Annotated in this window: 16 protein-coding genes; 4 read left to right on the plus strand and 12 right to left on the minus strand. The window is 63.7% G+C overall.

Going from position 1 to position 18,847, the window contains the following annotated elements; genetic code table 11:
- Nucleotides 1-11 precede the first annotated feature (11 nt).
- The 9 genes from ACSQ3E_RS16145 to ACSQ3E_RS16185 all read right to left on the minus strand — a co-directional run bounded on the left by ACSQ3E_RS16145 (nucleotide 12) and on the right by ACSQ3E_RS16185 (nucleotide 10,027).
- Nucleotides 12-1,583, minus strand: a complete 1,572-nt coding sequence (locus tag ACSQ3E_RS16145) for an FGGY-family carbohydrate kinase (RefSeq protein WP_436123483.1) — start codon at nucleotides 1,581-1,583, stop codon at nucleotides 12-14.
- A 157-nt stretch (nucleotides 1,584-1,740) separates the two neighbouring features.
- Nucleotides 1,741-3,219, minus strand: coding sequence for a mannitol dehydrogenase family protein (locus ACSQ3E_RS16150; RefSeq protein WP_436123484.1), 1,479 nt, complete (start codon nucleotides 3,217-3,219; stop codon nucleotides 1,741-1,743).
- 175 nt (nucleotides 3,220-3,394) lie between these two features.
- Nucleotides 3,395-4,171, minus strand: a complete 777-nt coding sequence (locus ACSQ3E_RS16155) for an L-iditol 2-dehydrogenase (RefSeq protein ID WP_436123485.1) — start codon at nucleotides 4,169-4,171, stop codon at nucleotides 3,395-3,397.
- The gene (locus tag ACSQ3E_RS16160) at nucleotides 4,168-5,166 is read right to left on the minus strand and encodes an ABC transporter ATP-binding protein (protein WP_436123486.1); all 999 of its coding nucleotides are present in this window, start codon (nucleotides 5,164-5,166) and stop codon (nucleotides 4,168-4,170) included. The genes ACSQ3E_RS16155 and ACSQ3E_RS16160 overlap by 4 nt, the downstream gene beginning before the upstream one ends.
- A 21-nt stretch (nucleotides 5,167-5,187) precedes the next feature.
- On the minus strand, nucleotides 5,188-6,012 hold the full coding sequence (locus ACSQ3E_RS16165) for a carbohydrate ABC transporter permease (protein ID WP_436123487.1): 825 nt from the start codon (nucleotides 6,010-6,012) through the stop codon (nucleotides 5,188-5,190).
- 10 nt (nucleotides 6,013-6,022) lie between these two features.
- The gene (locus ACSQ3E_RS16170) at nucleotides 6,023-6,895 is read right to left on the minus strand and encodes a carbohydrate ABC transporter permease (protein WP_067965772.1); all 873 of its coding nucleotides are present in this window, start codon (nucleotides 6,893-6,895) and stop codon (nucleotides 6,023-6,025) included.
- Between the two features lie 93 nt (nucleotides 6,896-6,988).
- Entirely contained in the window at nucleotides 6,989-8,299 is a 1,311-nt protein-coding gene (locus tag ACSQ3E_RS16175) for an ABC transporter substrate-binding protein (protein WP_154384584.1), read from the minus strand.
- Between the two features lie 203 nt (nucleotides 8,300-8,502).
- A complete protein-coding gene (locus tag ACSQ3E_RS16180) occupies nucleotides 8,503-9,453 on the minus strand; it encodes a sugar-binding transcriptional regulator (protein WP_310320075.1) in 951 nt (316 codons plus the stop codon).
- Nucleotides 9,454-9,589: 136 nt separating this feature from the next.
- Nucleotides 9,590-10,027 (minus strand): OsmC family protein, encoded by a 438-nt coding sequence (locus ACSQ3E_RS16185; protein ID WP_436123488.1) that lies wholly within the window; start codon nucleotides 10,025-10,027, stop codon nucleotides 9,590-9,592.
- Between the two features lie 403 nt (nucleotides 10,028-10,430).
- Here ACSQ3E_RS16185 and ACSQ3E_RS16190 point away from each other — a divergent pair, with 403 nt between their 5' ends.
- The 3 genes from ACSQ3E_RS16190 to ACSQ3E_RS16200 are packed head-to-tail and all read left to right on the plus strand — an operon-like array spanning nucleotide 10,431 to nucleotide 15,285.
- On the plus strand, nucleotides 10,431-12,380 hold the full coding sequence (locus tag ACSQ3E_RS16190; protein ID WP_436123489.1) for a PrkA family serine protein kinase: 1,950 nt from the start codon (nucleotides 10,431-10,433) through the stop codon (nucleotides 12,378-12,380).
- 22 nt (nucleotides 12,381-12,402) lie between these two features.
- Nucleotides 12,403-13,719 carry a YeaH/YhbH family protein gene (locus ACSQ3E_RS16195; protein ID WP_436123490.1) on the plus strand — a complete coding sequence of 439 codons (1,317 nt, stop codon included), beginning with the start codon at nucleotides 12,403-12,405 and terminating at the stop codon, nucleotides 13,717-13,719.
- Nucleotides 13,720-13,728: 9 nt separating this feature from the next.
- A complete protein-coding gene (locus tag ACSQ3E_RS16200) occupies nucleotides 13,729-15,285 on the plus strand; it encodes a SpoVR family protein (RefSeq protein WP_310320083.1) in 1,557 nt (518 codons plus the stop codon).
- A 1-nt stretch (nucleotide 15,286) separates the two neighbouring features.
- Here ACSQ3E_RS16200 and ACSQ3E_RS16205 read toward each other — a convergent pair whose 3' ends face one another.
- Together ACSQ3E_RS16205 and ACSQ3E_RS16210 are read right to left on the minus strand one after the other, a co-directional pair.
- Nucleotides 15,287-16,012: a copper homeostasis protein CutC gene (locus ACSQ3E_RS16205; protein WP_436123491.1), complete on the minus strand. Its 726-nt coding sequence runs from the start codon at nucleotides 16,010-16,012 to the stop codon at nucleotides 15,287-15,289.
- Nucleotides 16,005-16,919 carry an ROK family protein gene (locus tag ACSQ3E_RS16210; RefSeq protein WP_310320087.1) on the minus strand — a complete coding sequence of 305 codons (915 nt, stop codon included), beginning with the start codon at nucleotides 16,917-16,919 and terminating at the stop codon, nucleotides 16,005-16,007. The genes ACSQ3E_RS16205 and ACSQ3E_RS16210 overlap by 8 nt, the downstream gene beginning before the upstream one ends.
- Nucleotides 16,920-17,003: 84 nt before the next feature.
- Here ACSQ3E_RS16210 and ACSQ3E_RS16215 point away from each other — a divergent pair, with 84 nt between their 5' ends.
- Nucleotides 17,004-18,002, plus strand: coding sequence for a LacI family DNA-binding transcriptional regulator (locus tag ACSQ3E_RS16215; protein WP_436123492.1), 999 nt, complete (start codon nucleotides 17,004-17,006; stop codon nucleotides 18,000-18,002).
- A 47-nt stretch (nucleotides 18,003-18,049) separates the two neighbouring features.
- Here the strand turns inward: ACSQ3E_RS16215 and ACSQ3E_RS16220 are convergent, their stop codons facing one another.
- Complete coding sequence (locus ACSQ3E_RS16220) at nucleotides 18,050-18,847, minus strand: transporter substrate-binding domain-containing protein (protein ID WP_436123493.1); 798 nt, start codon at nucleotides 18,845-18,847, stop codon at nucleotides 18,050-18,052.

An 18,847-nucleotide genomic window follows, 5' to 3' on the forward strand; every position in this document is an offset into this window, starting at 1 on the left:
TGGGGAGTGGCTCAGACAATGTCATCGAGCGCTTTGCGCTGGCGGTGCATTTCCAGGAACACGCGATAATCGCGGTCGAAGCGTTGCCGCGCCAAGGGGTTGGGCTGGCGCGCGCGGCCTTCCTGGCGCATCGCGGTGCAGGCCCCGGTGAGGCTTGGATAGAGCCCAGCCGCGGCAGCTGCCGCCATCGCCGTCCCCAACAGCACGGCATCGCCGCCCAGTGGCTCGACAACGGTGCAGCCGGTGGCGTCGGCGTAGAGCTCCATCAGCAACGGATTGCGGGTGTGGCCGCCGGTGACGTGCAGCGTATCGATGCCGTAGCCATTGGCGTTGAGCGCATCGAGCACGTGGCGAAGCCCCAGCGCTATGGCGACAGCGGTGCGCCAGTAGAGCCGGCACAGGCTGTCGAAGGAAGAATCGAGCGTCAGCCCGCTGATCACCCCAAGCGCATGCGGATCGGCGAGCGGCGAGCGGTTGCCGTGGAAGTCGGGCAGTACATGAAGGCGGCCGGCGAGGTCGAGGCCCTCGATGGCGCGCAGTTCCATGATGCGCTCGGTAATGCGCCGGTGCAGCACAGCGTCGGGTTCGCCGCCGGCGCCGTGCCAGCGGATGACGTGGTCGAGCAGCGCGCCCGTCGCCGACTGGCCGCCTTCGCTCAGCCACAAGCCGGGCAGTGCCGCGCCGAAATACGGCCCCCAGACGCCGGGAAAGGCTCGCGGCTCGGGTGACATCGCCATGACGCAGCTCGACGTGCCGGCGATCAGCGCAAGGTGACGCTCGATGCCGGACAGGCCGCCGATGACGCCGATGGCACCGGCAAAGGCGTCTATCATGCCGGCACCGACACGGCAGGCCGTGCTCAGGCCGAGCGCTTCGGCGGCGGCCGACGTGAGCGGGCCGAGATCGGCACCAACCGGGCTGGCGCGCTCGGGCAAGGCGGCATGCTCGAAGATATCGGCGAGCCCGACGGCAGCGAAGAAATCGTGACGCCAGGCCTCGCGCTCATGGGCGAGATAGGTCCATTTGGCGGTCAGCGTGCATTGCGAGCGGGCAAGCGAACCAGATGCCTTGTGGCTGAGGAAGTCGGCGAGATCGAACAGCTGGCCGGTCCGTGCCCAGCTGTGCGGCAGGTGGCGCTTGACCCACATCAGCTTGGGCGTCGCCATCTCGGGCGACATCACCCCACCGGCATAACCAAGCACATCGTGGCGGGTGGCGGTGCATTCGTCGGCCTCGGCAAGGGCGCGATGATCGAGCCAGACGATGGTGTCCCAGCGCTGCTCGCCATTGCTCGAAACGCCGACCTGCTCACCCGCCCGGCCCCGGAAGACCGTCGAGCATGTCGCGTCGAAGCTGATGCCGACGATTTCGGCCGGGCCGATGTTGGTTACCTTGCGGGCACCGCGCACGGCTTCGCAGACGGCCGACCAGATCTGCTCGGAATCATGCTCGCAATGGCCGGAGGCCGAGCGGTTCATGGCGATGGCGTGTTCGGCGCGTCCGAGCAGCTTGCCCGCGGCATCGAAGATACCAGCGCGCGCGCTGCCGGTGCCGACATCGACCGCACACAGATAGGCCGCCATCAGAACGACGACGCCCCAAAATGCGCGATTGCGCGGCGGCCGAAGCCTGCCGGCGGCAATTTCAGATGAGGCAGAAATGCGCGGATCAACATCATGATGCGCAGTCTATATGCGCGCCATGGCCAATTCCAGCGGTCAACGGCGCCTCGGATTTGGCTCAGAGGCGATCGCCGAGATAGCGCGTCAACGTCTCCTTGGTGCCCAGCTGCCAGAGCATGTCGAGGCTGTCGCCGAAGGCGGCAGCAAAGGGTGCCGACTTGCCGACGTCGCCGTAGATGTCCTCCATCGCGAGCCAGGCCGCATGCGCGTTCTTCGCCGCCTGCGCGGTCTGCTGCAGCCGATCCCAGTTCGGGTCGTTGGGCTCGATGACGGCACCGGAATCGGTCACGCCGAAGCAGTAGCGGCACCACAGTGCCGATTCGAGCGCCAGCCCCGATATGCCCGCACCCGCCTTCAGACGATCAGCGATCGTCGGGATGATGAATTTCGGTTGCCGGTTGGATCCGTCAAGGCACAGCCGGCGGACTGTGTCACCGATCTTGGGATTGGAGAAGCGGCGCTCGATGAGCTTGCAATATTCCTCCAGCACGACGCCCGGCACCGGCGGCACCGTGGGCATGATCTCCTCGCGCTCGAGCTTGGCCAGGAAGGCGCGCACCAGCGGATTTTCCATCGCCTCGTGGACGAAATGGATGTCCATCAGCCCGGCGGGATAGGCGATGGTGGCATGGCCGCCGTTGAGGATACGGATTTTCATCAACTCGAACGGGGCGACGTCGTGGACGAACTGGACGCCGACCTTTTCCAACGCCGGCCGCCCGTCAGTGAAACGGTCCTCCATCACCCATTGCTTGAACGGTTCGCAGAACACTGGCCAGCTATCCTCGACGCCGAAGTCGCTGGCGAGAATGCCGCGCTCGCGGTCGGTTGTTGCGGGCGTGATGCGGTCGACCATGGAGTTCGGGAAAGCGACGTTGTCGCGAACCCAGTCGGCAAAGCTCTCGTCGGCGAGCCGAGCCAGGCCGATCACCGCATCGGCTGTCACCCGGCCATTATGGGGAATGTTGTCGCAGGACATGACCGTGAAGGGCACGATGCCGTCCTGGCGCCGGCGCCGGAGGCCGGCAAGGATGATGCCGAACACGGTTTTGGGTGCCGCTTGGTTCTTGGCGTCGGCGACGATGTCGGGATGGGTCGGGTTGAAGATGCCGGAGGCCGGATCGATGAAATAGCCGCCCTCGGTGATGGTCAGCGAGACGATGCGGATCGCCGGGTCGGCGAGGCGTTCGATGATGGCAGCAGCATCGCCTGGGGTCAGGAAGTCGATCATGACCGAGGTGACGCGGGCGCTCATGTGGCCGCTGTCCTGCTCGACGACTGAAGTCAGCCAGTCCTGCCCGGCGAGCTTTGTTTGTCCGATCTTCTCGCCCTCGAACACGCCGGCGCCGACGATTGCCCAGTCATGGCCGGTGCCAGTGTTGAACAGCTCGTCGAGATAGATCGCCTGATGCGAGCGATGGAAATTGCCGACGCCGAAATGAACGATGCCGGCTTTCAGCGACGCGCGGTCGTATGTCGGGCGCGCGACCTTGGCGGGCAAATCCGGCAGCGTGGCGAGGGAGAGCTTCACGGTCATGGTTCGACGCTTTCTCTTGTTCGGCGCAAGCGCCTCCGATCCCTTCGCCCCGTTTACGGGGAGAAGGTGGCCCGAAGGGCCGGATGAGGGGCTAAGCGAAATCTCGAAGGTTCTCGCTGCCCCTCACCTGCCTGCCGGCATCCTCTCCTCGTGAACGAGGAGAGGATCGCTGAATTCAACTCATCCAGTTGCCGCCATCGACGTTGTAGGTCTGGGCGACGACGTATTGGCTTTCCTGTCCGGCGAGGAAGATCGCCATGCCGAGCAGATCCTCGGCGGTGCCCATGCGGCCGAAGGGAACGGCCTCGCCGACGAGGCGCTTCTTTTCGCCGCGGGGCCGGTTCTCGTAGCGGGCGAACAGCTCGTCGACATGTTCCCAATGCTCGCCCTCGACCACGCCGGGCGCGATGGCATTGACGTTGATGCCGTGCTTGATCAGGTCGAGCCCCGCCGACTGGGTCAGGCTGATGACGGCCGCTTTGGTGGCGCAGTAGACGGCAACGAGGCCCTCACCGCGGCGCCCGGCCTGGCTCGCCATGTTGATGATCTTGCCGCCCTTGCCACGCGCGATCATCGAGCGGGCGGCGGCCTGCAATGTGAACAAGGTGCCGGCGACATTGACCGAAAACAGCCGGTCGTAGCTCGTCCTGGAAATCTCGACGATCGGCGCGAGATCGAACAGGGCGGCGTTGTTGACCAGGATGTCGAGCCCGCCAGTCTTCTGTTCGACGACCTTGATCGCCGCCTCGATGGAACTCTGATTGGTGACGTCGAGGCTGACGGCATAGGCCGACGGGCCGATCTCGGCAGCCGTCTTCATCGCGGCGTCGAGATTGATGTCGCCGATAGCAACCACCGCCCCTTCGCGGATATATGCCTCGGCGAACACCCTGCCGATGCCGCGCGCGGCACCGGTTATCAGCGCCGACTTGCCCTCGAGACGACCGCTCACATGGCCCTCCCGTCGGCGCCGAAGCGATGGATCTTGTTCGGGCTGGGGGTGAGGAAAATCGTATCGCCGTGGCGCACGCCAAGTTCGCCGTCGGCCCGAACCGTGAGCGGGCCGACATCGCCTGCCTGGACATGCAGGAAGGTGTCGGAGCCGAGATGTTCGGCAACGCCGACGGTCGCCTTCCATTCGCCAGCGGTTGTCGAGATGCCCAGATGCTCAGGCCTGACACCGATCGTCGTTGCACCATGCTTTGCGGCGGCGGCACCATTGATCAGGTTCATCTTGGGCGAGCCGATGAAGCCCGCGACGAACAGGTTCTTCGGCGTCTTGTAGAGTTCCATCGGCGAGCCGACCTGCTCGATGTTGCCGGCGTTCAGCACCACGATCTTGTCGGCCATGGTCATCGCCTCGACCTGGTCGTGGGTGACGTAGATCATCGTCGTCTTGAGCTGGTGGTGCAGTTCGCTGATCTCCAGCCGCATCGTGCCGCGCAGCGCGGCGTCGAGGTTGGACAGCGGCTCGTCGAACAGGAAGGCCGAAGGCTGGCGCACGATGGCGCGGCCGATGGCGACACGCTGGCGCTGGCCGCCGGAGAGCTGGCCCGGCCGGCGCTCGAGATAGTTGGTCAGGTTCAGCACACGCGCCGCGTCCTTGACCTTCTTGTCGATGACAGTGGCATCCTCGCCCGCCATCTTCAGCGGGAAGGCGATGTTCTTGTAGACGGTCATGTGCGGATAGAGCGCGTAGGACTGGAACACCATCGCCAGCCGGCGCTTGGCCGGCGCCTCGCCGGTGACGTCACGGCCGTCGATGCTGATCGTGCCGGCGGAGGTGTCTTCCAGCCCAGCGATCAGCCGGAGCAAGGTCGACTTGCCGCAGCCCGACGGCCCGACGAAGACAACGAACTCGCCGTCCTCGATCTGGAGGTCAATCTCCGGGATGATTGTCGTTGCGCCGAAGGACTTCGACACTTTCTTGAGCGTGATGTTTCCCATGGTTTCCTCCCGCGGGGTCGACTACTTCACGGCGCCGAAAGTCAGGCCGCGGACGAGCTGGCGCTGGGAGAACCAGCCCATGATCAGGATCGGTGCGATGGCGAGCGTCGACGCTGCCGACAGCTTCGCCCAGAACAGCCCCTGCGGACTGGAGAAGGAGGCGATGAAGGCGGTCAGCGGGGCCGCGTTGGTGGTGGTCAGGCGGATCGTCCAGAATGCCTCGTTCCACGCCAGGATGATGTTGAGCAGCATGGTCGAGGCGATACCGGGAACCGCCATCGGCGTCAGCACATGGACGATCTCGCCCCACAAAGTGGCGCCGTCCATGCGTGCCGCTTCGAGAATCTCGCCGGGGATTTCGCGGAAGTAGGTGTAGAGCATCCACACCACGATCGGCAGGTTGATCAGCATCAGCATGACGGTCAGGCCGATGCGGGTATCGAGCAGGTAGGTGTCGCGGAAGATCAGGTAGATCGGCACCAGCACGGCGACCGCCGGCATCATCTTGGTGGAGAGCATCCACATCAGGATGTCCTTGGTCCGCTTGGTCGGCGAGAACGCCATCGACCAGGCCGCCGGTATCGCCACCAGCAGCGCCAGAATCGTCGAGCCGACGGCGATGATCACCGAGTTCAGGAAGAACTTGAAATAGTTGCTCTGCGCCTGGACCTCGGCATAGCTCTCCAGCGTGCCCGACGGCACCAGGCTGAAGCCGGCGATCGCCTCGGTCTCGGACTTGAAGCTGGTGATGATGGTGTAGAGGATCGGGAAGAAGATCAGCAGGGCAACCACCCAGGCTGCCACGGTGAAGCCGATCTTGCGTCGTGTCGAGACTGCGCGTGCCATCGTCTCCTCCTCACTTGTCCAGGTTCTTGCCGACGGCGCGCATCAGGAAGAAGGCGACGATGTTGGCAAGGATGACTGCGATGATGCCGCCGGCCGAGGCGCCGCCGACGTCGTAGCCGAGCAGTGCCGTGCGGTAGATCAGGAACGGCAGGTTGGTGGAGGCGTAGCCCGGTCCGCCATTGGTGGTAACTAGAATCTCGGCATAGACGCCAAGCAAGAAGATGGTCTGGATCAGGATGACCACGGTCACGGCGCGCGAGATATGCGGGATCGTCAGGTAGATGAAGCGGCTGACGAAGCCGGCGCCGTCCATCTCGGCGGCTTCCTTCTGCTCGCCGTCGAGCGACTGCAGCGCCGTCAACAGGATCAGCGTCGCAAATGGCAGCCATTGCCAGGCGACGATGATGATGATCGAAAACAGCGGATATTGCGCAAACCAGTCGACAGGCTGGGCGCCGAAGAACTTGGCGATGTCGGCGAACACGCCATAGCCCGGATGCATGATCATGTTCTTCCACACCAGTGCGGCCACCGGCGGCATGACGAAGAAGGGCGAGATCACCAGGATGCGGACAATGCCCTGGCCGAACATCGGCTGGTCGAGCAGAAGCGCCAAGGCGATGCCGCCGACAACCGTGATCAACAACACGCCGACCACCAGCACCAAGGTGTTCCAGATCGACTGGAAGAAGGCCGGGTCGGTGTAGAAAAACTTGTAGTTGAACAGGCCGGCAAAGCTGACATTGGCAGGATTGAGCAGATTGTAGTTCTGGAACGAGAACCACAGGGTCATCGCCAGCGGCACAATCATCCAGATGAAAAGCAGGATCACCGAGGGCGCCATCATCAGGCGCGCCAGCGAGCTGGTCTGTCGAGTAGCCATGGCGATCACCCCGGTTCGGACAGATAAGGTTTCAGGTCACCGAAAGGGGCCGTCCGGACTGGGAGACCGGACGGCCAGGCAGGGAGGATCTGCCTATTTGATGTAACCGGCGCGGGTCATCTCGCGGACTGCTGCGGTCTGTGCTCCGGCAAGCGCGTCATCGACGCTCGACTGGCCGGCGAGTGCCGCCGAGAACAGCTGGCCGACGGTTGTGCCCAGTCCCTGGAACTCGGGAATAGCGACGAACTGGACGCCGACATAAGGCACCGGCTTGACGGTGGGCTTGGTCGGGTCGGCCGAGTTGATCGAGTCGAGCGTCATCTTGGCGAAGGGCGCGGCCTTCTGGTACTCGGGGTTGTTGTAGAGCGAGGTGCGCGTGCCGGGCGGAACGTTGGCCCAGCCTTCCTTCGAGGCGACGAGGTCGAGATAGCCCTTGCCGGTCGCCCATGAGACGAACTTCTGCGCGGCTTCTGCCTTCTGCGTGCCGGCCGGAATGCCGAGCGACCATGCCCACAGCCAGTTGCCGCGCTTGCCGAGACCGGTGTCGGGAGCGAGCGCATAACCGACCTTGTCGGCGACCGTCGAGTCCTTCGGATTGGAGACGAAGGAGGCAGCGACGGTGGCGTCGATCCACATGCCGCACTTGCCCTGCTGGAACAGTGCCAGGTTCTCGTTGAAGCCGTTTGAGGAAGCACCGGACGGACCGGCATCCTTCATCAGGTCGACATAGAACTGCAGCGTCTTCTTCCATTCGGGCTGGTCGAACTGCGGCTGCCACTTCTCATCGAACCAGCGTGCGCCGAAGGAGTTGGACATGGCGGTCAGGAAGGCCATGTTCTCGCCCCAGCCGGCCTTACCGCGCAGGCAGATGCCGTTGATGTCGGCGGCGCGGTCGGTCATCTTGCGCGCCGCGTCGGCGATGAAATCCCAGGTCGGCGCATCGGGCATGGTGAGCCCTGCCTTCTCCATCAGGTCCTTGCGGTACATGACGAACGAGCTCTCGCCATAGAAGGGCGCGGCATAGAGCTTGCCATCAGCCGAAAGGCCACCGGCGATGGCCGGGATGATGTCGGCAGCGTCATAGTCGGCGCCAAGATTGTCGAGCGGCAAGAGCCACTGCTGCTTGGCCCAGATCGGAACCTCGTAGGTGCCGATGGTCATCACGTCATACTGGCCGCCCTTGGTGGCGATGTCGGTGGTGACGCGCTCGCGCAGCACGTTCTCTTCGAGCGTGACCCATTCGAGCTGGATGTCAGGATTTTTGGCGGTGAAGTCGTCCGTCAGCTTCTGCATGCGGACCATGTCGCCATTGTTGACAGTGGCGATGGTGATGGTCTCGGCATGAGCGGCAAACGCAAGCGCGCTCGCTCCGCACAAGCCCAGGAAGAGCGTGTTCAGTTTCATCGAATTCCTCCCAAAAGCCAAAGTGAGCATTTGCCTTGGCTGTGGGCAATTATTCATCTGATGTGATTTATGTCAAGCGGGAATCTGGACATGACGGTGCAACCGCATGTCTGGCAGCGGCTTGCAGGCGCAGGTGCCGGGAAATTGCACACGACGGCGCACCGCGCTGATGCGCGGTGCCGGGCATTTCGGAAAAGGAAGGACTACCCGGCGAGCAGTGCCGCGGCGGTGCGTTCGTCGGTGATCAGGCCGTTGACGAGGCGGCGGGTGACGGCGGCCAGGATGCCGGGCAGCTTGCGCTCGCCCATGGCCAGCGCGACCACCAGCGAGCGCTCGCGCGACGGCAGCGGTGCGGAGGCGACGCGGTCGTTGGTGATGCCGTCGATCAGCTTGCCGTCGCGGTCGAAGGCCCAGCCGACGATCTCGCCGACGGCACCGGCCTTCTGCAGCGCCTTGAGCTCGGCCTCGGTGATGAAGCCGTCCTCATAGAGCGGTGCCTGCGGGCCCATGTCGCCGACGCCGACGAAGGTGACGTCGGCCTGGGCGGCAAGCGCCAGCGTCGGCTGGATCAACGGCTGGCCGTGCAGCATGCGGCGCTCGTCGGAAGACGAAGCGATTGCCGGCAAAGGCATAGGAAAACTGCGCGCCTTAATGGTGTCGGCCATGGTGAAGATGACGTTGTAGAAGGCCGCCGAACCGTCCGGCGAGATGTTGCCGGTGAGCGAAACCACCTTGTGCTGCGGGCACTCCATCGGCGGCAGTTGCTCGATCGCAGCCTTCAGCGTGCGGCCGGTGCCGATCGCCATGACGATCGGCTCGGGCGAACGCAGCCACTTTTCGATCTCGGCGGCGGCGGCCTGGGCGATACCGATCGTCGTTGACGACGAATCCGGGTCGCTCGGCGTGACCTCGACGAGATCGAGCGCAAAGCGCGAGCGGAGCTTGGCGGCGAGGTCGAGGCAGTTGGCGATCGGATGGTCGACCCTGACCTTGATCAGGCCTTCCGACATGGCAAGCGAGACCAGCCGCTGCGCGGTCTGGCGCGAGACGCCGAGCTTGGTTGCGATCTGGTCCTGGGTGTTGCCGGCGACATAATAGAGCCAGCCGGCGCGGGCGGCCTCGTCGAGCCTTGGGTTTTCGCTCCGGGAACTCATGCGTCACGCCTCTTCAATCTGCCGAGGCAGTTTCGCAGGGTTTTCGGAAATGCGCAATTGCCCTGAAATCGCGCATTTGCTCGATATCGGTTTTGGACAGAGCGCGGCAGCCATGGCCGCGCCCTGTCGGCGCGGGTCAGTCGGCGCTGGCCAGCGCGGAGGTGTCGACGACCTCGAAATCGTGGGTGATGACCGCCGACTTGGCGAGCATCGCCGAGGCCGAGCAGTATTTCTCGATCGACAAATTGACCGCGCGCTCGACCTTGGCTGGCGCCAGGCCGCGGCCCTTGACGACAAAATGCATGTGGATGCGGGTGAACACCTTGGGGTCGGTCTCGGCGCGGTCAGCATCGAGCTCGACGGAGCAGTCCTCGATCGCCTCGCGGCCCTTCTCCAGGATGTGGACGACGTCATAGGCCGAGCAGCCGCCGGCGCCGATCAGCATCAGCTCCATCGGGCTCGGGCCCGGCGTCTGGCCGCCCGGCTCCTTGGAGGTGCCGAGCACGATCTTGTGCCCGCTGCCGGACTGGCCGACGAAGGTGCGATCCTCAACCCATTTGATGCGTGCCTTCATGACGGCAATCCTTCCCTGCAAAAACCTTCCGCAACTGCGGTCAGCGTTCATAGCCGGATGCCGGCGGGAGCGTCGAGTACCCGGCCATGCAAGCACGGTTTTTTGAGCCGGAAAAATCGTCGCGGACCACGATCCGAAACTTATCTGCGATGGCAGCCGTGTGTTCGAGAGACGGCCTCCCGTGCAGCCGAAAGTTGAGACGAAATCCCGATCGAGTGCCCGTGAAATCCGGTCCCGGCCAAGGCAGATCGAAGCCCGCGCCGCGCCACAATTCGACGCATGCAAACTAAATCTTCAATCACGACATTCTGTGCGGAACTTTGCCTGTTCAGGGAAGTTGAGAGGAAGGCAAAAGGTCGAAGTGGTGTTACACTCCCACCGTCTTCGGCATTGTGAGGGTGCCATGCAAACACGTGAAAACGACGTCTTCAACCTCTTCTCGGAAATCTACGGCAGTCAGACAACCGAGGAGATGAGCCTCCAGCAATATCTGCTCGCCTGCCGCGACCAGCCTGCCATGTACGCGACGGCAGCCGAACGAATGGTCGACGCGATCGGCGCGCCCACGCTCATCGACACCAGTGCCGACCCGCGCATGGGCCGCATCTTCGCAAACCGAACAATCAAGGTTTATCCGGCGTTTGCCGAATTCTACGGCATGGAAGACACGATCGAGCGCATCGTCGGCTACTTCCGTTACGCCGCGCAAGGGCTCGAGGAACGCAAGCAGATCCTCTACCTGCTCGGCCCCGTCGGCGGCGGTAAGTCGTCGCTTGCGGAGCGGCTGAAGAAGCTGATGGAGGAGCGGCCGATCTACACGCTCAAGATCAACGGCGAGCTCAGCCCGATATTCGAATCACCCCTCGGCCTGTTCCATCCCGAACGCATGGCCAGCCTTCTCGAAGACAAATATGGCATCGCCCGGCGCCGGCTAACCGGTCTGATTTCGCCATGGGCTGCCAAGCGGCTCGAAGAAATCGGTGGCGACGTTTCGAAGTTCTCCGTCGTCAAGCTGACGCCGTCGCGGCTGCGCCAGATCTGCATCGCCAAGACCGAGCCCGGCGACGAGAACAACCAGGACGTGTCGGCGCTTGTCGGCAAGGTCGACATACGCAAGCTCGAAAATTTCAGCCAGGCCGACCCCGACGCCTACTCCTACAGCGGCGGCCTCAACCGAACCACGCAGGGGCTCCTCGAATTCGTCGAGATGTTCAAGGCACCGATCAAGGTGCTGCACCCGCTGCTGACCGCGACACAGGAAGGCAACTACAACGGCACCGAGAGCTTCGGCGCCTTCCCCTATCAGGGCATCGTGCTGGCCCACTCCAACGAGTCCGAGTGGCTGCAGTTCAAGAGCAACAGGAACAATGAGGCGTTCCTCGACCGCATCCTGGTGGTCAAGGTGCCCTACTGCCTGCGTGTCACCGAAGAGCGCCAGATCTACGAGAAGCTGCTGCGCGAGAGCGAGCTGGTGAGCAATCCATGCGCACCCGAGGTGCTCGACATACTGAGCCGCTTCACCGTGTCGACGCGGCTGTCCGAACACGAGAACTCGCCGCTCTACACCAAGATGCGCGTCTATGACGGCGAGAACCTGAAGGATGTCGACCCCAAGGCCAAGTCGATGCAGGAGTATCGCGACGCCGCCGGCGTCGACGAAGGCATGAACGGCGTCAGCACGCGCTTTGCCTTCAAGGTGCTGTCGGAGACGTTCAACTACGACACCAAGGAGATCGCCGCCGATCCGGTGCATCTGATGTATGTGCTCGAACAGGCGATCAAGCGCGAACAGTTCCCCGGCGAGATCGAATCCTCCTACCTCGATTTCATCAAGTCGGAGATCGCGTCCCGCTATGCCGAGTTCATCGGCCACGAGATCCAGAAGGCCTATCTCGAATCCTACAGCGAGTACGGCCAGAACCTGTTCGACCGCTACATCGCCTATGCCGATGCCTGGATCGAGGACCAGGACTACAAGGACCCCGACACCGGCCAGATCCTCAACCGCGGCATCCTCGATTCCGAGCTGTCGCAGATCGAGAAGCCGGCCGGCATCGCCAACCCGAAGGACTTCCGCAACGAGGTGGTGAAGTTCACGCTCAGAGCGCGCGCCAAGAACAATGGCCGCAACCCATCCTGGACGAGCTACGAGAAGCTGCGCGAGGTGATCGAGAAGCGGATGTTCGGCCAGGTCGAGGACCTTTTGCCTGTCATCAGCTTCGGTGCCAAGCGCGACAGCACCACCGAGAAGCAGCATGCCGAATTCGTCGAGCGCATGACCGAGCGCGGCTACACGCAGCGCCAGGTGCGGCGTCTCGTCGATTGGTACATGCGGGTCAACAAGGCAGGCTGACCGGGAGCGAGCGGGGACCGAAATGCCGAACTTCATCGATCGGCGCCTCAATCCCAAGGACAAGAGCCTTGGCAACAGGCAGCGTTTTCTGAGGCGCGCCCGGGACGAGTTGAAACGGGCGATCAACGACCGGGTCCGGTCCGGCAAGATCGATGCGGTGGGAGAAGACCAGGTCATACCGATCCCGCGCAAGGGGATCGGGGAGCCGACGTTCCAACGCGCACCGCATTCGGGCCGCCGGGAGGAGGTCCTTCCCGGCAACAAGACCTTCGGCACGGGTGACCGCATCCCGCGTCCCGCGGCCGGCAGCGGCAAGGGCTCGGACCCCTCGTCGTCTGGAGATGGCGAGGACGATTTCCAGTTCGTGCTGTCGCGCGAAGAAGTCCTCGACCTGTTCTTCGAGGACCTCGAGCTGCCCGACCTGGTCAAGCTCAATCTCAAGGAAGTGGTGACGTTCCGGCCACGCCGGGCCGGCTTCACGATGAGCGGCAATCCGACGAGCATCAGCGTCGGCCGCACCATGTTCAACAGCTTCGGCAGGCGCATCGCGCTGAGACGGCCCAAGCAGGCCGAGATCGACGCGGTTGCGGCGGAGCTCGCCAAGCTGGAGGGTGAGAGGCGGCCAAGCGCCGCCATTCTCCAACGCATCGCGGCCCTGCGCGAAGAGCTTGCAACGCTCGCGCGGCGGCGAAAGCTGATCCCCTACATCGACCCTATCGACATCCGCTTCAACCGGTTCGAGCCGCAGCCGGTGCCGAACGCCAATGCGGTGATGTTCTGCCTGATGGACGTCTCGGGCTCCATGGGCGAACGCGAGAAGGATCTCGCCAAGCGCTTCTTCGTCTTGCTGCACCTGTTCCTCAAGCGGCGCTACGCCAAGACCGACATCGTCTTCATCCGCCATACGCATGAGGCTTCGGAGGTCGACGAGGACACCTTCTTCTACAGCACCCAGAGCGGCGGCACGGTCGTGTCCACAGCACTCGATGAGATGCTGCGCGTCATCCGCGAACGCTATCCCGCCAAGGAGTGGAACATCTACGCCGCACAGGCTTCCGACGGCGACAACATTCCCAACGATTCCGAAAAGTGTGTGTCCATGCTCGACAGCACGCTGATGCGGCTTTGCCAGTACTACGCCTATGTCGAGATCATCGACGAGCGCGAAAGCGAGATGTTCCGCCACGCCGACAACGGCACGTCGCTGTGGAACGCCTATCGCGAGGTCAGCGCCGAATGGCCGAATTTCGAGATGACGCGCATCGCCAAGCCGTCCGACATCTATCCCGTCTTTCATGAGTTGTTCGCCAAGGCGCCGGCCCCGGCAAAACGCGGATGAGGATGCAAGTTGGAAAAGCGTTCGAAACAGTTGCCGCTGCTGTTCACGAGTTCCGACTGGAACTTTGACGACCTGTCGCGCGCCTATGACGCGATCCGCGAGATCGCCGTCAACGAACTTCGCCTCGACTTCTATCCCAACCAGATCGAGGTGATCTCGTCCGAGCAGATGCTCGATGCCTATTCCTCGATCGGCATGCCGCTGATGTACCAGCACTGGTCCTTCGGCAAGCATTTCGTCCACGAGTCCAACCTCTACCGCAAGGGGCGGATGGGGCTCGCCTATGAGCTGGTGATCAATTCCAATCCCTGCATCACCTATCTCATGGAAGAGAACACCATGGCGCTGCAGACGCTTGTCATCGCGCATGCGTCGTTCGGCCATAACCACTTCTTCAAGAACAACTACCTGTTCCAGCAATGGACCGACGCCGGCGCGATCCTCGCCTATATGGAGTTCGCCAAGAGCTTCATCGCCCGCTGCGAGGAGCGCTACAGCCCGGCTGCCGTCGAGGCCGTGCTGGATGCCGCGCACGCGCTGATGCCGCAAGCGGTGTTCCGCTACCGCCGCCGCCCGCGCCTGTCGGTCGAGCGCGAGCAGGCGCGCATCCGCGAGCGGCTTGAGCATGAGGAGCGCACCTTCTCCGACCTGTGGCGGACGCTGCCGCAGGCAGCCGAGGCCGAGGCACCGCGCGAGGTCGAGACCGACAAGTCGGAGCGGCAGTCGGTGATCGAATACCCCGAGGAGAACCTGCTCTACTTCCTCGAAAAGAACAGCCCGGTGCTCAAGCAGTGGCAGCGCGAGATCCTGCGCATTGTTCGCGTCATCGCGCAGTATTTCTACCCGCAGCGCCAGACCAAGGTGATGAACGAGGGCTGCGCCACATTCGTCCACTACACCATCATGAACAGCCTCTACGACAAGGGCCAGATCAGCGAAGGCACCATGCTGGAGGTGCTGCAGAACCATTCCAACGTGGTGTTCCAGCCCCATTTCGACGACCCGCGCTATGGCGGGCTGAACCCCTACACGCTGGGCTTCAACATGATGCGCGACATCCAGCGCATCTGCACCGAGCCGACGGCGGAGGACCGCGACTGGTTCCCCGATTTCGCCGGCAATGGCGACTGGTGCGGCACGCTGCTCGACGCCTGGGCGACGCACCGCGACGAATCCTTCATCCGCCAGTTCCTGAGCCCGGCGCTGATCCGCGACATGCGGCTTTTCTCGCTGCAGGAAGAATCCTCCGACCCCTACTACGAGGTGACGGCGATCCATGACGAACGCGGCTACGAACGCGTGCGCTCGAGCCTCGCCAACAGCTACGATGTCGGCATGACCCAGCCTGACATCCAGGCCGTCGATGCCGACCTCAAGGGCGACCGCAAGCTGCGTCTCAAGCACACGGTGCACAATGGCGCGACGCTGGTCGAGGAAACGCGCAACGAGACGATACGCTACATCCAGCGTCTCTGGGGCCACGAGGTCAGCCTTGTCGGCGTCGATGCCCAAACAGACAAGGTGCTCTACGAAGTCTCGTCCAAGGAGCTGGGCGAGAAGGCCTGACCTAGACGAATGCGGCCTTCATCCTGCGCACGATGCCGGCATCGGTGTGCTTCGGCCTTGGCGCCACAAAGCCGAGTTCCAATGCCTTGCCGTCGGGCGCATCTGATGCCACCGAGCAGGATGAATGGATTTCGCGCAGCGGCAGCCGTGCCTTGATCGCAGCGACAGTGTCGAGATTGACGCCCGACCCCGGCATGATGACGACACGGCCTTGGGCTTGGTCGAAGCACGCCGCCAGCGCGTCGAGCCCCTTCAGCGCCGTGCTTTCGCCGCCCGAGGTCAGGATGCGCTCGAAGCCGAGCTCGACGGCGAGCTCGACCGCTGAAGCGAAATCGGGCCCGGCAAGGTCGAAGGCGCGGTGCAGCGTCATGCCGAGCCCCTTGGCGTGGCCGGCCAGGCGCGAGAGCACGTCGCGGTCCAGCGAGCCATCGAGCCTGTTGGCGCCGAGCACGACACCTGCGAGGCCGGCTGCGCGCACGGCGTCGATGTCGGCCAGCAGGGTGGCGACATCGGCATCGTCGAAGACGAAGTCGCCGGGCCGCGTGCGGATCATCGCATAGACCGGGATCGGCGCCTTGGCGGCAAGCGCCATCAGGCCGGGCGACGGCGTGAGGCCGCCGGTTTCGAGTGCCGCGCAGAGTTCGATGCGGTCGGCGCCGCCTTCAATCGCCGCAGCCAGGCTTTGCGGGCTGTCGACGCAGACTTCGAGATGGATATCTTCAGACATGAGCGAGCTCCTGGTATCCGACAGCTGACGCGCCGATGAGGCCCGGCTCAGTGGTCAAGGCTGCCTTGACCAGCAGCGGGCTTTGCGAGCGCCGCAGCGTGCGGCTGCGCACCTGATTGTCGAGCCCCTCGATCAGTTCGGGCACGTTTGACAGGCCACCACCGACAGGAACGACGGAGGCGCCAATGATGTTCATGGTCAGCGCCAATGGCACGCCGACAAGTTCGAGATAAACCTCCATCGTGCGGCGCGCCTTCAGCTCGCCGTCGCGCCAGCGGTCGATGACGTCGGTGCTCGACAGCACCTCGCCGCACAGGAAATGGTGCAGCTTCTCGACGCCGCGCGCGCCGCCAATCGTGTCGACGCAGCCGGCCTGGCCGCAGCCGCAGGCGAAATGCGGGATGTCGACCGGCGGCGTGCCAACGCGCGTGGCGAGCGCCTGGCCGTGGCCCCACTCGCCGGCATAGCCGCCAGCACCCGTGACGAGGCGCCCGTCGATGACCAGGCCGCCGCCGACGCCTGTTCCCAGGATGATGCCGAAGACATTGCGGTGGCCGCGCCCTGCCCCTTCAGTCGCTTCTGCCACGGCAAAACAGTCGGCATCGTTTGCAATCCAGACCGGCAGGCCGACTTTGGCTTCGAGATCGGCGGCAATGATGCGACCGTCGATGCAAGGGATGTTGGCGCATTTCAGGCTGCCGGAGGCAGGATCGACGACACCGGCGATCGAAATGGAAACGCCCCGGGTGACACCGCGGTCAAGCGCCACGCGCTCGGCAATGACTGCAGCGAAGGCGGTGAAGTCGTCGAGCGGCGTCTTCACCCGATCGATGATCTCGATTTCGCCGGCCGAGCGCGCGCGGGCGCTTTTTATCGTTGAACCGCCAATGTCGAAGCAGGTAAGCATGAAATCAGTTCCCGGATGGATGAATGCTGCGGGACGTCTGGCCACGGCGCCCGAATTTCAAGACGACAACTCGCAAAGGCACTTATGGACAGTTCGCGCAAACGACGCACCTCGCCGACCATCGCCGATGTCGCCGAGCTGGCCGGCGTGTCGCGCGCGATCGCCTCGCGGGCGCTGTCGAGCGAAAGCCGACCCGTCTCCGCCGACAAGCGCGCGCGTGTGCTTGAAGCAGCAGACAAGCTCGGCTTCAAGCCCAATCTTCTGGCGCGCAGCCTGACCACCAAGACGGTCAACCTGATCGCCGTCATCGTCAACCACATCCACGACTTCTCCGACCTCGACCTGTTCGATCTCTTGATCAGCGACATCCAGTCGATCGGCAAGCAGGTGATCTTCCTGCGCGTCGGATCGGTCGAGCGCATCGAGGAGTTTTTGCGCAACGGCGTTGCCTATCACGTCGATGCCGCACTGGTGTTTTCCGACTTCGCCGACGCCGAAAGCGTGCGCAAGATGTTCCGCAGCGACGACGTTCTGATGCTCAACGGCATGCATGACGGCTCGTCTCCTTCAGTCGTGCCCGACGAGGCAATTGGCATCGCCGGCGCTGTCGCCGACGCGGCCAGCAAGGGTGTTGCGACAGCGGCACTGGTGACCGGCCGCGTGTCTTCCCCGGTCGAGCAGCAGCGCATCGCCAACTACAAGGCCGAGATGGCAAAGCGCGGCATCAGGCTGGTTGCGGAACTGCGCGGCGACTACTCCTACCAGAGCGGCCGCAGCGTCGCGCTGTCGCCGGAATGGCCAGTGACCGACGCGGTGTTCTGCACCTCGGATGCGATGGCCATGGGCATCATGGACGTCCACCGTGACGCCTTTCCCGGCAACAGGCCTGAGCGCTTCCGGCTCTACGGCTTCGACAATCTGTCGCTGACGGATTTCGAGGCTTATCCGATCTCGTCCATCGGCTATGACAAGAAGACCTATGTCGGCGAGATCCTGCGCTTCCTTGCGACGCCTGAGCAGTTTGGCAATGGCCACGCCGAGGTGACTGTGCCGACCTTCTTCGTGCCACGCGCGACGTCGTGAATGCAAAACGGGCAGGCTTCCCGCCTGCCCGTTGCCTCGGCTCTGTCTTACCAGAGCGGAGTCAGTGCCGGCGGGTTGGCGGTTTCGCCCCACCACTTCTTGTAGTTGGTCTCATAGGCGCCGCTCTGGATGTAATCGGACACGAACATGTCGATCCAGCGGACGAAGCCCTCGTCACCCTTGGCGACAGCGATGCCGATCGGGTCGTTGGAATGCAAGCCCGGCAGCGTCACCAGGTTTTCGTTCTTGGTGGCGAGATAGTCGAGCAGCGAGGAGTCCTCGATGGCCGCGTCGACGCGCTTCTGCTGCAGCAGCAGCACACCTTCCGGCGAGAAGTTGTCGGTGTAGACGAGCTCGGCCTGCGGTGCCGCCTTCTTGATGAAGGTCTCGCCCGTCGAGCCACGGCCGACGACGATCTTCTTGCCGGCGAGGCCTTCGAGCGAGGTGATGCCGGCGTCCTTCTGGACGATGATGCGCAGGCCGGCGCGGTTGTAGGGGATCGAGAAATCCACCGACTTGGCGCGCTCGAGCGTCGCCGAGGTGTTGGCAACGGCGATGTCGATCTGGCCCGACACCAGCATCGAGATGCGGGCATCGCCCGACACGTCGACGAACTCGACCGGCACGCCGAGCTTTTCGGCCAGCATGGTGGCGACGTCGACGTCATAGCCGACAGGGTTGTTCTGGGCATCGCGGAAGCCGATCGGCTCGCCACCGAGCGACACGCCGATGCGCACGGTGCCGCGCTCGCGGATCTCGTCGATCTTGCCGGCCTGGGCAGCGCCAGTGGCAGCAAGGCCGACGGCCAGCGCCATGCCGGCCAGTTTCGTGATCAGGTTCTTCAT

This window comes from Aminobacter sp. LjRoot7 (assembly GCF_964252895.1).
Lineage (GTDB): Bacteria > Pseudomonadota > Alphaproteobacteria > Rhizobiales > Rhizobiaceae > Aminobacter > Aminobacter aminovorans_B.